Source organism: Segatella copri (genome assembly GCF_024330485.1).
GTDB classification, from domain to species: domain Bacteria; phylum Bacteroidota; class Bacteroidia; order Bacteroidales; family Bacteroidaceae; genus Prevotella; species Prevotella copri_L.
Genome location: NZ_JANDWX010000004.1, coordinates 126,251 through 141,414 on the forward strand (window position 1 = coordinate 126,251; position 15,164 = coordinate 141,414).

General features: G+C 43.4%; 15 protein-coding genes. 11 read left to right on the forward strand and 4 right to left on the reverse strand.

Annotated elements, in window-relative coordinates; translation table 11 throughout:
- The 11 genes from NNC77_RS04495 (at window position 1) to ltrA (ending at window position 11,961) form a co-directional block, all read left to right on the forward strand.
- Entirely contained in the window at window positions 1-768 is a 768-nt protein-coding gene (locus NNC77_RS04495) for a hypothetical protein (protein ID WP_254970129.1), read from the forward strand.
- Window positions 746-1,189, forward strand: coding sequence for a helix-turn-helix domain-containing protein (locus NNC77_RS04500; RefSeq protein WP_254970127.1), 444 nt, complete (start codon window positions 746-748; stop codon window positions 1,187-1,189). The genes NNC77_RS04495 and NNC77_RS04500 overlap by 23 nt, the downstream gene beginning before the upstream one ends.
- 499 nt (window positions 1,190-1,688) lie before the next feature.
- Window positions 1,689-2,921: an OmpA family protein gene (locus NNC77_RS04505; protein WP_254970125.1), complete on the forward strand. Its 1,233-nt coding sequence runs from the start codon at window positions 1,689-1,691 to the stop codon at window positions 2,919-2,921.
- Window positions 2,922-2,941: 20 nt separating this feature from the next.
- Window positions 2,942-3,856 (forward strand): FimB/Mfa2 family fimbrial subunit, encoded by a 915-nt coding sequence (locus NNC77_RS04510; RefSeq protein WP_254970124.1) that lies wholly within the window; start codon window positions 2,942-2,944, stop codon window positions 3,854-3,856.
- A 61-nt stretch (window positions 3,857-3,917) separates the two neighbouring features.
- The gene (locus NNC77_RS04515; protein WP_254970123.1) at window positions 3,918-4,832 is read left to right on the forward strand and encodes a fimbrillin family protein; all 915 of its coding nucleotides are present in this window, start codon (window positions 3,918-3,920) and stop codon (window positions 4,830-4,832) included.
- A 33-nt stretch (window positions 4,833-4,865) separates the two neighbouring features.
- A complete protein-coding gene (locus tag NNC77_RS04520; RefSeq protein ID WP_254970122.1) occupies window positions 4,866-5,852 on the forward strand; it encodes a fimbrillin family protein in 987 nt (328 codons plus the stop codon).
- Between the two features lie 31 nt (window positions 5,853-5,883).
- A complete protein-coding gene (locus tag NNC77_RS04525) occupies window positions 5,884-7,350 on the forward strand; it encodes a fimbrillin family protein (protein WP_254970120.1) in 1,467 nt (488 codons plus the stop codon).
- Window positions 7,351-7,607: 257 nt separating this feature from the next.
- Window positions 7,608-7,928 (forward strand): LytR/AlgR family response regulator transcription factor, encoded by a 321-nt coding sequence (locus NNC77_RS04530; RefSeq protein ID WP_254986861.1) that lies wholly within the window; start codon window positions 7,608-7,610, stop codon window positions 7,926-7,928.
- Window positions 7,929-8,144: 216 nt separating this feature from the next.
- Complete coding sequence (locus NNC77_RS04535; RefSeq protein WP_218434805.1) at window positions 8,145-8,558, forward strand: putative adhesin; 414 nt, start codon at window positions 8,145-8,147, stop codon at window positions 8,556-8,558.
- Between the two features lie 12 nt (window positions 8,559-8,570).
- A complete protein-coding gene (locus NNC77_RS04540) occupies window positions 8,571-10,082 on the forward strand; it encodes an MAC/perforin domain-containing protein (RefSeq protein WP_254970118.1) in 1,512 nt (503 codons plus the stop codon).
- Between the two features lie 475 nt (window positions 10,083-10,557).
- Window positions 10,558-11,961 carry a group II intron reverse transcriptase/maturase gene (gene ltrA / locus NNC77_RS04545; RefSeq protein ID WP_254970117.1) on the forward strand — a complete coding sequence of 468 codons (1,404 nt, stop codon included), beginning with the start codon at window positions 10,558-10,560 and terminating at the stop codon, window positions 11,959-11,961.
- Window positions 11,962-12,158: 197 nt separating this feature from the next.
- On the opposite strand, the gene NNC77_RS04550 is transcribed toward ltrA, so the two are convergent.
- The 4 genes from NNC77_RS04550 to NNC77_RS04565 all read right to left on the reverse strand — a co-directional run bounded on the left by NNC77_RS04550 (window position 12,159) and on the right by NNC77_RS04565 (window position 14,956).
- Window positions 12,159-12,905: a hypothetical protein gene (locus NNC77_RS04550; RefSeq protein WP_217327170.1), complete on the reverse strand. Its 747-nt coding sequence runs from the start codon at window positions 12,903-12,905 to the stop codon at window positions 12,159-12,161.
- Window positions 12,906-12,940: 35 nt separating this feature from the next.
- Window positions 12,941-13,882 carry a relaxase/mobilization nuclease domain-containing protein gene (locus NNC77_RS04555; protein ID WP_254970116.1) on the reverse strand — a complete coding sequence of 314 codons (942 nt, stop codon included), beginning with the start codon at window positions 13,880-13,882 and terminating at the stop codon, window positions 12,941-12,943.
- Window positions 13,879-14,292 (reverse strand): plasmid mobilization protein, encoded by a 414-nt coding sequence (locus NNC77_RS04560; protein ID WP_254970115.1) that lies wholly within the window; start codon window positions 14,290-14,292, stop codon window positions 13,879-13,881. The genes NNC77_RS04555 and NNC77_RS04560 overlap by 4 nt, the downstream gene beginning before the upstream one ends.
- Before the next feature lie 184 nt (window positions 14,293-14,476).
- Entirely contained in the window at window positions 14,477-14,956 is a 480-nt protein-coding gene (locus tag NNC77_RS04565; protein ID WP_254986862.1) for a DUF3408 domain-containing protein, read from the reverse strand.
- Window positions 14,957-15,164 lie beyond the last annotated feature (208 nt).

Sequence of the window (15,164 nt, forward strand, 5' to 3'; positions counted from 1 at the left end):
ATGGATTCATTATTTCTACTTCAGTTTGCATGTTTTATATTCATGCTCATCAATGCCTTCATCGTAGCACTCTCTCATCTGCATGTAAGATGGGAGAACAAGCGGTATGAGCGTTCTCGATGGATGATTGTTGCTGCCCTGATAGGACTGGCGATACAATATGTGCTGCAGATGACTTTTGGGTTCCGTGCTATGCACGATAATCTGGGGGCGGTCATCAACATCCTCCTCTATACCCCCTGCTTCTCGCTCATCTCCATAGGAATCTACAACATAGAAACCACCCGTGCTAACCTCAGAAAGATGATACTGATGTGTAGTGGCATTTATGCTGCCATCATTGTGGCCTTTTGCGTGGGTATCAGTCTTCATCATAGCCTGTATATCAGAGAGGGGCTTTATCTGATGCTGACTCTGTTTTGCGTAAGTGTTTTCTATTGCATATACATGATTATTCAGGAGATGATTAGGCGTAAAAATATGTTGGAGACAATGGCTGCAACGGATTTGTTGCCTTACGTAAGATATTCGCGTGCAAGTGTAATCATTCTATGGCTCGCAGTTCTCGCTATGCCTGTTGCCATCTTTTCTACTACCTTATTATATATAGTAGGTCCAGCCGTATTGCTTGCCTTGCTGTTCTTCAATCTTACGTTTATCGCTCTCGGCAGCAGTTATATCCCTACCGAAGAACTCTTGGATAAAGAAGTGGAAAACGATGCCTTGGTGGGAACAGAATATAGGTATGGGGGGGGCACTTTCTGCTAAACAGCAGACCTCTGCTGATAGCAGAACAGAATCTTTACAACCTCTTTCCGATGAGCGCAGAGATTTCATCCAGAAAAGTCTTGATGCATGGTGTGCGAATTTAGGATATAAGGACAGTACTGTGAATATGCTTACCCTCTCTCGCACACTTTGTATCTCCAAGGATGAGTTATCTGTATTCTTCGACCAGTATCTGAAAACTACATTCAGAATATGGCTTGGTGATATACGTTTCAATGCGGCAAAGAAGATGATGTTGGAATTTCCAGACTATAGTAATGACATTATTTCTGCCGAGTGTGGCTTCTCTGCCCGTACCTATCTGTACCGGATATTCAAGTCAAAGGAAGGTTGTACGCCTACCGAATGGCGAGAAGAACAAGTTGCAAATGCAGCCCCAGATGATGAAAAACAGGATTAACCATTTTTCAATAAATACCAGAAAAACGCATAATAAAAGGGAATAAATCGTTAAAATGGGTATCTACTTCCTACGAAGTAGACACCTAAAACATAGGAAGTAGACACATTGACAGGGGAATGCGCCACCTTTTTTTGATGAAAAACACTATCTTTGTGCCATGAAAGAAACAATAGAAACTATACCAAGGATAGAATTAGCCCTGATCATCATCGGGGTGTTTGTACTCATATTAGGTATTATCTTGGGATATGCCATGATACATGAGTACAGGATATATCTTGATGATCACTATAAGGCTCGCTATAGCTTTCGTGACTTCATCAAGAGGGAACGCTTTTATATATATTTGTTCTTCGCATCCATATTTATCTTCCTAACAAACCTCTTGTATTTCCTGGAGTGAGTTTCGGATAGAATGGATGAATTAGCTTTATGGTGGATACTTGTCCTGTAATTGGAGATAAATTTTTATTTTTACGGTAAAAAAAGGAATGATATGATAAATTATTTGACAACAAAAAATCGGTTGCTGGTTGCAATACTTGCATTTATTCTTCCATTTTCTTTTGCGAGAGCAGAAGTAAAAGAAGATGGAAAGACTATTTCGCAAGGCTGGTACGTCGGTATTGAGGGTGGAATGCCTTTCGGTTTCTCTACTTTCTCAAGTTTCGGACACGACAAGACGCACCTCGGTTGGGCTGCTGGCATATATGGTGGCTATCGTTTCAACTCCATATTCTCGGCAGAGTTATCTGCCAAGTATGGAGAAATGAACTTGTCTGCACAAGACTGTTGCGTAGAACGTAACTATTGGTTGGGCAGCGATGGCGTGCTTTACAAGGCAGGTGTCTTAGGCATGGACAGTTGGGAATATGCCAATCTGAAAAGCCATGTCTGTATAGGGCAATATGGAGCCAGAGTAAATATCAATCTCCTTGGGTTGTTCCCTCAAACAGCTGACAGCCGATGGGATTTGGCTGTTTCACCTCATATATATGCAGTAACGACCAAAGCTGACATCCATACTATAGCCGATGATGCCAAGGTGATGAAAGGTTCTACCAACTGGCATTTGGGTTATGGTGCAGACTTGCTGGTTGGTTATCAACTGACCTCATGCCTGAAATTGGGCATCTATTCTGGTCTGACCCGTCTTACTGGCGAACGTATGGATGGAATGCCTGAGCATCTGCATAAGAACAACTTTGTTTGGGAAAGTGGAGTAAGATTAGGGATAAACCTCTCTAAAAAGAAGAACAAGGTAGCAGAAACTCCATCAGTTCAACAAACGGAGGTTCTACAACAGGAGGTTCTACAACAGGAACCAACTTCTTCGGAGAATGTCAATCAGAAAGAAACAGTAGATAAGGCAGAAACAAGAGTTGCTGAACAAGACATAAAAGAATCTGCAAAGGTGACTTTCCCTGTCATATATTTCACCTTCAATAGTATCGACATCCAACAAAATGAAGAGACTAAATTGAATGATATTCTCAAAACATTGAAAGAGAATCCGAACATGAAGGTGACGGTAACAGGTTGGTGTGACACAAAAGGCAGCGTGGCTGTCAATAAACGTATATCTCGCCAGCGTGCTGAAGCCGTAAAAACTTGGCTTGTGAAGAATGGCATAGAGGCAAGTCGCATTACTGCCATAGGAAATGGTAGCGACGGCACCCAAGATGCGGATAAAGCTCGCCGAGTAGAGACAACAGATAATCATCAGTAACCCATAAAACAAGATAGAAAATGAAAGCAAAAAGAAGATTTAATATTTGGTTATGGGTGCTGTTATGCGTCCCATGCCTGTTGGCAAGCTGCGACCATGATGTTCATGACGGTGAGGAAGAAGGTGGCTTGTCGGTATCGCTCACTTGGGCAGATGAAGCTGATAAAGGCACGGAAGTGAAGGATGTGAAGCTCTGGATATTCAATGCCGATGACGGTTCCTTAGTTGAGGAAAAACATGATGGAAGCACGCAGGAGGTAGCAAGCCAACGCTTCGCTCTTCCTGTAGGGCATTATCAGATTCTGGCTGCCACCAACCTTATAGAACCATTCTTTATCGGTGAGGCTACAAGGGCGACCCTCAACATGAACCAACTCATGTTTGGATTGTCCAATCCAAGTGCCTCTCCCGACCATGCCTATTATGGTGTCACGGACATCGGTATTGACAAATCAAATGTCAACTACATAACAAAAAATGAAATGCGCCATATACTTGCAGAATTGACCATCTTCATTAAAGGAGTTCCAGACAATTTTGCAATGATAGGCAAGGTTCTGAATGTGGCAACCGGACTCCTGCCCCTGCAAAAGAATGAGGATGGAACATTCGGGACGGCAAGCTATACCAAGGAAGAGTGTGATATACCTTTGAGAATCGCAGTGCCTGGTGAAACTTTAAAAACGGAAACATTACGCTTGATGCCGACAGCCAACGGTTTACATACCACCAAGTTGTTTATCCAACTGATTTCTCCTGGGGGAGTAGTTAGCAACTACGACATCGAAGCACCCGTCATGAAATCTGGCGGCAAGTACAAGATAAACTTGGAATTTGAGGAGATGAAACCTTACATGTATCTTACGAGCACGAAGATAGATGATTGGACTGAGGAATGGATTTATCGTGGTGAAATCCTGAATCCTGAAGATTAAGCGACCCTCTCATTTAAGCAAGAATCAAAACAAGAATATAAACATAAAATAGTAAAAGACAATGAAAAAGAAGACTTATCTCTTTGCCCTGATGGCAATGGCTTTGACATTGGGCAGTTGTTCTGACAACGAGAACGGTATCGGAGGCGAGACCTCCAAGTATATCACCGTTTCTACCAGTATCGGCAATATGACACGTGTTGCCACAGATGCGAATGGCGGTCAAACCTTTGAGGAGGGTGATGAAATCAGTGTGTATGCCTGGACTGGCGATGCAACTGTTGCTCCAGAGACACGCGAGCGTGTGGTGAATAACGCCATTAATAAGCTGACTAACGGTTCATGGATATCCAATCCACAGATGCTTTGGAAGAACAACCGTGACAAGCATTATTTCATCGGTGTCTATCCAACTGCAGCAATATCCGACCTTTCTGCCGGAGAATATACATTCGATGAGACAAAGCAAGTGGAAAGCGACCTCTTGGTGGCAGTCAACAAAGATGGCTTATCCTATAATGTCGATGAACCGCAAACAGTTCCTCTTACCTTTACCCATGTAATGGCAAAACTTGTGGTGAACCTTACCTATAAGAATCAATGGGGAACAGAGGGACCTACCGTAGATAAGGTAGCTGTAGGCAATGCCGCAAAAAAAGCAACCGTCAATTATCTGACCAAGGTTGTCACCCCATCTACTGTAGCAGAAGATAAAGCTGACTTCGACATGCCGGTTTTAACTGCCAACAAGAAATATGTTTCCATCATCATCCCGCAGGATGGTGTTCAGAAGATTACCATCACCATTGGCGGAAAGGACTTCATCTACGACAACGGTACTCCTTTCAAGTTTGAGAGTGGCAAGATTACCACCATCAACCTGGAGGTAGGACGTGACGTCATAAAACTTGGCAATGTTAACATCTCCGACTGGGGTTCTACAGGCGACCCTATCAAGGGTGAGGCTTACGATTAACTTTCTTAAAATTAAAACAAAAAATTCGACAATATGAAAGCAATTAAAACATTAGCAATGGCAGCTTTGGCAACGGCAGTTTTTGCCAGCTGCTCAAATGAGGATGGATTACCACAGAGTAATTATCCTGCGGACAATGTGGTTAGAATCATGACAAGTGTAGATGGCATGAATACCCGTGCCTCTTATGGAAACAGTACGGACAAGCTTAAATCGTTCGGCTTCTGCATCAAAAATGCTAATAGCGAAAAATATACCTATGATAATATCAAGGTATCACAGAAAGGCTACAATTGGATTCCGGCTACCCAAATGTTGTGGCAGAATTCAACTACAGCTGTTGATATTCTGGCTTATGCGCCATATCAGGAGACTACCGAAGATGCAAATGGCAAAGTTAAAGTCTTCGGAAAGCCAGATTATGCCTTTTCTGTAAAGGCAGACCAAAGCGATGCTGAAGACTATTCATCCGACCTTATTGTATTTAAGCAAACGGGATTCACGCCTGTTTTGGAATTGAATACCAGCAAAGCGGTTGAGGTCGCATTCACCCATCTCCTCAGTCAGCTGAATCTCATTATCGAGTTGAGAGACCAGTTTAATACGAATAATAATACGGTTACGAAAGGATTTGTAACTGATGTCAAGGTGAATGGCACCATTATCAGCAGCAAAGTGGATTTCTCTGCAAGCCCTATAAGTGTTCAAGTTGATGGTACCCAGACAGCAGCCATTACTCCAGAAACTACAGGATTCACGCCGGCAGAGAACGCAACCGCCCATGCAGTCTTCAACTATTCTGCCATTGTGATTCCACAGACCGTTGCTGCTGGTAATTTTAGTATTTCGTTCAAGGTGAATAATACAGAATATATCTGGACTGCCACCGACGCTGTGACATTTGAATCCGGCAAAAAACATGAGTTGCATCTGTTGGCAGGTAAGGATGTAGTGCAAGGGGGCGCCATAAGTGCGATACCTTGGGGAGATGAAACCATTACCGAAAAAGAGACTGATTAAAGAATTGTTTGACATTTAAAATAGACAAGATATGAAGATTACAAGATATATGGGAGCATTTGCAGTTATAGCAATGCTTGCCGCTTGCTCTACAGATGACGAACTGGGAGCTAACAGTGCCGCCAATGAGGTGAAGATTGCTGCCACCGTTGGTGGAAACAGCATTTTTACCCGTAGCAATCCTGTGGGTACAGAAGAGGAACAAACGAGTTTTAATGAGGGCGATGCCATCAGTGTAACTACTGAGGGTACAACCGTTATTTATAAGAAGACGGCCGAGGTATGGGCACCTGTGAATGCAGCTGAATTTCTGCTCTGGACGGGTAATGCGCAGACTTTCCAGGCTTGTTATCCTGAGAAAGCGGATGAAAACTCCACAAAAAATTCTTTCTCTGCAGGTTATGTCTCAGCAGACCAATCTACAGTTGAGAAAATTGCTCAGTCTGATTATATGACATGCATAAAAATGATAGAAAAGGCAGGTATACCTTCCGATAGACAGTTGGCATTGGACTTTGAACGTCAGACGGCTCGCATCATAGTCAAAGTAAGTGCTTTTGGAAATCAGTTCGAAACACGGATACCTACACTTTCTGCCGTAGAAGTTTATTCTAAGCTGAAAGTTCCAGCAGGAGAAAGTGACAGCTACGTAGGCATCCAAGCTTGTAAAAAAGACAATGTATTCTATGCTTTGGTATCTCCAGGAACTGCCAATTCTACAGAGAAATTCCTCAAACTCACTGTGACATACAATGATGGTGTGGGCAACCCTACTCAGACAAAAGAACTGTATGTAACAGGAATTCCTGCTCTTGAAAAAGCCAAGAGCTATACCTATAATGTAAGAATAGGTAAGGACAATGCTATAATCGGAAGTGTAAGTGTTGCGGATTGGGGTACTGGCGATGCAATTACTGGAGGCGATGCCTCCATACTCACACCAGAATTAATTATAAAACAAGCTTTGGCTGCAGGAAAAACTGACATAACGCTCAATTTGGCTAAAGATTTTAATGACTTTTCTAAAATAACAGATGCCCTCAAAAATGCTAAAGAAGGTACTATAGACTTGACTCTTAAGGGATGTGAGAGGATAGAAGGTTTTAGTTTTAACTCTGTCGAAAGTCTTAAATCAATAAATTTGCCAGATGTAATAGCTATTTATCCTCAAGCTTTCAGTGATTGTTGTAATCTTGCGTCTGTTTATGCTCCAAACGTAATGCATATTGAAAGCTTTGTTTTCGCCGGCTGCAGTTGGCTCAGAGAAGTAGAGTTAGGAAATATTTCCACTGCAGGTTTCCGTATCTTTGATGTTATATCTACTGAAAATGTAGATTTAATTTTGTCAAAAGATCAAAAGGTTATGACAGGAAGTGATGATGAAGGGTGGCAATCTGATGAATCTATTCCTTATGCAGAGTCTGCGGATCATACATGGAAACGGTTTCTTGGAAAAACATTCAAATCCATAAAATGTGGAAGTCTCAAAATTGAATAACAACTTGGAAATTAATAACATTAGATAAACTCCTAAGCTGGGCAGGAGTATAAGGTGCCCAGCAATTATAGTCACCCGCACCTCACGGGAAACGACAAGGGTCTATATGCCACGATGACAAGTGGCGTATAGACCCTTTATCGTGTTCTAGTTCCCGTTCGGTGGATAATATGGCTGTATGGTGGTTTCGTGCTACCTGTTTTCATGGTTTGAAGTATCTTTGCGTCAATCGTGAGGTGCTCAAACAAAATTTTATTATGAGAACAGAAATGAAGGAATACCCTACTGATGTGTTTTTGAATAGTTGCGGTATGGGATGCAAACGTATCACCGTCAGCGACATTGCTTACATTGAGGCAATGAGAGACAGCTGTATTATCCACATGGTTGATGGAAAACGTCACACTCAGTCTTGTCCTATGGGCGACATTGAGCCTGAGTTGAACCCGAACATGTTCAAGCGCATTCACCGTTCTTTCATCGTCAACATTAGCTACATCGACATGTACTATTATGGATATGTCGTTTTGGAGAATGGTATGGAAGTACACATTGGAACAAGTATCGTGAGGAATTGAAGTCCTCGTTTCACTTTTGGGGTTCGAGAAACCGAAACAAGTAAGATTTTTATGGAATAATAGGCAGAAATAGCCTATTCGATGGACGCAAAGCCCGTCTGGTGGAAATAGTTGCATCAGTCGGGCTTTCGCTATATCTTTGCACCATCAACGTTGAGAGGCGGGTCCTGAAAAGCCTAATAGTAAAGAGAGTAAGGAAAGAAGACAACATGAATTATGAATGCTATTATTTCGTGTCATGGGGCAAAAACTAATGACTATTATAATTTGCCTCAAAATGTAAATCTGCATTTTTATGCCCCCAATGGAAATATATTGGAGAATGATCGTGCTTATAGTGTTTTAGACAGATTGCTTGCAGGACAAACTTGTGATAATTATCAACAAGTAATAGTTGGTGGCTGCCGAATTCACGATTTTAACTTGTGGTGTGGACATTTTAGATTGTCACCAACAGGAAATTACTCAAATGGTGTGATTGTTTATCCCCCTGTCATTGTGAAAAATGATATGAGAAGAACTTCGGAAGTTAATCCTATTCGTTTGAGTACAATTGTTGGCGAAATAATGCGCGATTATCCTGGTGCGCCACAAATAGACATCCACTGTTTGTTTTGTAGAACATATTAAACTTTGAGAATTATGAATGACAAACCAATGACACTAAAGACCGTTAACACAAATGATGTTAACCTCGTCTCAAAGACTGGACTCGGTTGTGGTGTTGACATCACAGGAGTACTAGGTACGAATGAGTCGGTAAAGACACAGATTCTCGATTACAATCTGTTGGTACAGAAAGCACTTGTTGAGCTTGATGACGCAGAAATGCTTTACGACGTAGAACGTTCTGGCAAGGATTATTCCGAAATGACGAACTCCATCAATAGTTGCCTTGCAGGAAAAATCTCACTTGGTGTGAAAGGTCTTTCTTTTGGAAGCAACCTTAGCCGTTCTTTCAACAAGAGCACCAAGCAAGTTGACATCTATGAGTATGCCGAGAAGATGATTATCCGCAAGATGTATGCTCTCAATGTCAAGCCATTTGTGTTGGACACACTGCGTGACTACATTCCTACCGAAGTATGGAATGAAATCAATGCAACAGACAATGCTAATCCTTCGTCTGCAGCTCGTTTGGACAAGAACCGCATCAAGGAACTATACAAGAAGTATGGTACCCACGTTACCACGAAGACTTTCTACGGTTGCATGTATGAGTATATCATGCGTCGAGAACAGAACAACTGGGAGACTTCCATTGAGAAACTTCTCAAGATGGATGTTACGGCAAAGGTTCCTATTCCTGATACAGGTGCAACTGTTGATGGTGAGAAACATATCACGTTTGAGCTTAAGGATAAGGAGTGTCGTGAGAACTCCAATGTCGAGACAGTGGAGCACCGCTATGGTGGTGACACATCTGTAAAAGATGTGAACGCATGGATGAATAGTTGCGTAAAGGGCGAGAAGAACAATTGTGCGCTTCTTGGCTATTCTTTGGGCATTGATAGTGCCACTGATAGTGGACTTATTCCACTATATCAGCTTCTTGATTTTTCTGACCCTCGTCGCCAAGCAATGATTGATGCTTTGCAAGAATACATGAATGAGTATGGCTTGAAGGTAGAACAGCGTAATATGGTTATCGTGGATGCCATTGCCATGCACATCACTTCTGGGGCAGTGAAAGACTTCTTGTACGCTGATGACATCAATGGCATCCGTCGTAAGTTCTATCGTCTCGAAGAAAACATGTACGATCATGTGAAAGGGGTAACCAAAGGCAAGATGTACTTCTACTATGCACTTGGACATTTAACAGGTAATGCCGTTGTCGAGATGAAATTCTGTGGCAAGGGTGATGCGGATGGTGACTGGAAGTTGAGAGGTTGCAACTCTAACGAGGGTGTTACTGGATGCTTGAAAGACAGGTATCTTGCCATCAAACTTCGTAACGTCAACAACTATCCTGACCAAAAAATGTATGTTACGGGCTTTGGTGTAAAGGTCAAGAAAAATATCAAGGCAGTATCAAAAGGTACGGAAGTCGGTTTCAATTGGACTGCTTCTGGTGATGGTTGGTATAGTGGTGGCTTGATTCACGATGATGTCAAGTGTGTATATACGAAGGATAAGATTAATAATTTCTGATGAAATAACAAGTATGGAGGCAGTGGCACACATTGTGGCACTGCCTTTTTGTTTGACTAGCATGTGTATTGTCTAATGGGTGCAAGTCCCTAACGAGCCCTAGTAGTGGGAATCGTCCAGCCAGAGAGACAAGGGTGTCCGTGGTGACGCGGAATCTGAAAGAAGTCAGCGGCAAACATCTGACCCAACGCACAGAAACTTGATATAAGGCTACTTGTAGGGATAAGGCTGCAAAAAGAGTCAAAGTCCAATAACTACTCGGAACTACAAGTAGTAAATCAAGTGGGTATAAGATGGAAAGACAATATGCTTAACTAGTGAGGTCTCACGGACATGACGATTAGTTGCTTTTACGAAAGTCATGGAGTAAAGCTTGCCGTGAGAAGTCAGCAGACGCCATAGTAGTGGAATATTCGATAACGTTCCACGAAGGGCAGAACCTATAAATTAAACGATAGTAATTGAAACGTACCTTATGAAGGAAAGAATGCAGAAAACATTGGCAGAAGTCAAGGGCTGCCCACAGAAAGATAGGACGGAATCCGAAGGATATGTGGGAGCGCAGACCTTCATGTGGATATGTGAAGACAACATCGTGGAAGTACCATTCGACAGGGAACACCTGTTGGAGCGCATCCTCAGTCCCGCAAATCTGCTCAACGCCTACACGGCAGTTCAGCGTAACAAGGGCTGTAGCGGTGTCGACAAGATGTCATGTGCGCAAATGCTCCCTTGGCTCTTGGCTAACAAGGATGCTCTGATACGTTCCTTGCAGGACGGCTCATTCCGTCCGAACCCAGTAAAAAGAGTAGAGATACCCAAAGACAATGGCAAGATGCGCCTATTGGGTATTCCTACGGTAATCGACCGTATGGTGCAACAAGCCATCAATCAAATCCTGACTCCTATCTATGAGCGCCAATTTTCCCCGAGAAGCTTTGGCTTCCGCCCGCGAAGAGGATGCCACGACGCCCTGCGAGGAGCGCAGAAAATAATCGATGCCGGTTACGTGTATGTGGTTGACCTCGATTTGGAACGCTTCTTTGATACGGTGTGCCATAGCAAGCTCATAGAAATCCTCAGCCGTACGATAAAGGACGGCAGGGTGGTGAGTCTAATACACAAATATCTTCGAAGTGGTGTTATGAACAAAGGTGTCTTTGAGATGAGCGAGGAGGGCACACCGCAAGGTGGTCCGCTGAGTCCGTTGTTGAGCAACATCATGCTCAACGAGTTGGACAAGGAACTCGAACGCCGAGGACTCCCGTTTGTGCGATACGCTGATGATTCGATGATATTTTGCAAGTCCAAGCGTGCAGCCACACGGGTAAAGGAGTCTATAACCCGATTCATCGAAGGGGAACTCTACTTGAAGGTGAACAAGGAAAAGACAGTCGTATCATACGTGAAAGGCGTTAAATATCTAGGCTACTCCTTTTACATAAGTAAGGGTAAATGCCAACTCACAGTACATCCAAAATCCAAAGCCAAGATGAAAGCCAAACTCAAGGAGTTGACTTCACGAAGCAACGGAATGGGATATGCCAAGAGAAAGCAGAAACTTGAGGAGTATATAAGAGGATGGGTCGGATACTTTCACTTAGCCAATATGAAACGTCTGCTTATGGACACTGATAGTTGGCTGCGGCGACGGATACGCATGTGTATATGGAAGGCTTGGAAACTCCCGAAGACGAGGATTAAAAACCTTATCCGATGTGGCATTAATGAGTATGATGCCCGAAGATGGGGTTATGTTAAAGGATATTGGAAAGTTAGTGGCTCTCCAATAATGCAGAGGGCAGCTTCCTCACAGAAATTGCATGATGCAGGTTATGAAACGCTGATGGGTTCATATCTCGAATGGCATCCAAAATAGGAACCGCCGTATGCGGAACCGCACGTACGGTGGTGTGAGAGGTCGGTAAACACGAAAATAGGAGATAAACACCTATGATTAGTGTTTACCTCCTACTCGATTGTACATTCTATATCGGCAGATTGGAATAAGGAAATCCGATTTTGGGGGAACACCCCCGATTAGGACAAGGTCTAAATTACCGATATTCTGTTAGGCTAACGATTGGTGAAATTACTTTTAATCTCTTCGGACTCTCGCAATAACCGATTGGCTACACTATCTTTATAAGCTGCCATTTCTATCATTTCATAATGGTGGCGAACAGAATCCTCATAAGCAGCAACGCGATTTTTTACGTTGTTTATCACATTTTCATCTCGTTGCACATTGAAATGCTTTTCGATGTAACGAATGTTTGGGTCATCAGATGGAAGCACCATCTTCAATGCCCTATACTTCAAGTCTGCCTCCTCCCAATCTTGATGCTCTCGCCATTGGGTAAGGTTACCCCAAATTGAGATAACAAGAGATAGAAGCAAACCACCAATGAAGAGAAGAATATACTTTGAGGTTGGCTCAAAGCGGTGGGTTACAACTTTCTTTTGAGGTGAATTGTTCATCACTTTAAGTTTGTCCTGCAATGCCTTCGAGGAAACATCATTCTCTTGTCTCATCTGCTTGACGGCATCAACCAAGAGCTTGTTTCGCTGCTCATTTTTTCCAAGTTCAACCTTGATAACGTCAGCAAAAACAACAATGGCATCTCTTAATTTGGATAATTTACCAATGACTTCCTCCTCCTTGCCAAACATAGCAATGATAGATTTCTCCAACTTGGTTATGTCTGCACTTGCAGGAGCTTTTTCCGTTCCTGCATTCTTCGAGGAGGCAGAAAGTTCATCGACTTTCTGCTCCAATCTCTCAACTGTGCCATAGATGGCTTCCAATAGTTCTTCTTTCATATTTCTTTTGTTGTTTGAATGGTTTGTAACTTGCATCAAAGGCTAAAGCCTCTTCTGCGTTTCTTCTTAGATGATTCGTCCTCTGGGAATGGCTCGAAGGTCTGAGCGTTGGCAGGAGCAAAAAGCCCAATGGAAAAAGTACTATTCCAAGGGGCTTCGCAGCTCTCCGACATGGATGATTCCCGCTTGTTCTTGTGTAAACCTTGCTCGTATTGCTGAATAGAGTTGGCTCTTGCTGATACATGATTCTCCATTTTCGCAAATCTCGTATTCAGCTTGCCCAAGCTATAGTCTCGGCTAATCTGCGTTCCCTTGAAGCTATATCCATCCTTACTAAAGCGGATGCCTTGAACTTTGCTTTGCTCCTTATCCTTATAGACAAGTTCCAAGTGAACACCTCGTTTTGCAAGCTCGTTTCTGAATTCTTCCCAACTATCTGCCGTACTCAGTATGCTCTTAACAACATTGTGAATCTCATATTTGGCACGCTCAGTATTGCGTAACTTGCGAGTATTAGTCTTGCTCTTATCCGTTCCGTAAGTCAGCCCATATTTGGATTTTAGGACCTTGGTAACTTGCTCATTACGCCTGTAATCATTCCTGTCTGATATGAGTTTGCCCTCGTTATTGATGCGGTTATATACGATATGGCAATGTGGATTGTCCGTGTTGTGATGCCTTACGATGATGAATTGGGTATCTTTTATCCCCATCATCTGCATGTATTCAAGGGCTATCTTAGCCATGAATTCATCCGTCAAACGTGGCTTGTCCTCGGGTTTGAAACTTAGTGCAATGTGTCCCACAGGCTTTTTAATCCTTGGATTTAGCTGTCTTTGCAGCTCAAAACTTTGTACTATCTCGGCATTCGTGCCGAGTAACACTCCATCGGATGCAAGGATTTTCGCCTCGTCCTTGCCTGTAACATAGCGGATGCAACCACCAAATGAGCTGCCCTTCTTTAGCTTGCCTATCATGTGGTATCCTCCTTTCTGCCCATACCGCTTGGCTTCGGTTTATAACTTGCTTGGCGATACTCGCCAAGGATTGCTTTCAATCTTCTCAACAAGTCCACCACATATACATGGGTTTCATGGAAACCTCTCTGATGCGACAGCTTGGTAAGTTGGTTGAGGTTGTTCGCCATGCCGATGAGATTCTTGGCGATGGTTACCGTCTCTGCATTGTGTCCGCTGACCACCTCGCCGTTCAAGGCGGACTCACGGATGTACTCCGCCAACTTGCGGTTGGCTTTTCTCGCCCTCAGTCTCAATGCCTCGTAGCTTGGCTTCGTGAACTTCACCGTGACAGACTTCGACAGCTTGCGAACCCTGCCCGTGGGCGGTCTTCCGCCCTTTCTCCTGTTCTGTTCCTGCATGCTTGTCATTCGATATACTGTTTACAGTTGGTACACTCACTTTCTGCGACCGTCGGGAGCAAAATTTCTCCGCCCTCATGGTGGAGCGAGGCGTTTTGGGGTTCCCAAAACATAACCTCGCTCCCTCTCAGAACACGTTAGTTGGAACTACAGCCTTTCAGCTATCCACGTCCAAGGTCGCAGACCTTAATTCTCACAATTTGCGCCAAGCCTCGAAGTCCTCTTCATAAAGGCTTAGGTGGTGGCGCACGATGTTCTCGATGATGCCCGATACGCTCATGCGTCTCCCTCCGAGGATGCGGACGACTCGATCAAGACGGTCTCGTACATCGGAACTGACGAAGACTGGCTTGCGGTCGTTAATCCTTGGAACTTGGAGGAAGGTCTGCTGATACTCCTCTAATGTCGCCTTGCGCTGCTTGCCACTGATGCGCTTCTGCGGATTCGGTGGCGATTGAACCTCGTTCGTAAGCTCGTCCTCCATGTTGGAGGTTGTTGCAGCCACATTCTCTGTCACAACTTCTAAATCGGAGTTCTCCACCTCTTCAAAGAAAGAGCTATGTTTTTGGGCATAGTCTTTACCATAAGTGGATGGGTGAAGCGAAGCCATCACCTCCTGTGTCATTTTCTCCTGCTGTTCAGGAAACATTTTCGTTTCTTTTGTTCTTGCCATAGCTTATGCTGTTTTATTTGTTAATATAGTGGTCACGGTTTGCACCATTGACCGATTGTCGGGTGCAAAGTAAGTGTACTGAGTGCAGCCATGCAACTGATTGGGTGTAACGTGGCAATTTAGTTGTGGCTTGCTTATTTGCATACCGAGATAGTTGTGAGAACTTCAACGTATTTCTCAACTCATCATTGTTCATGCATTCGTTGCA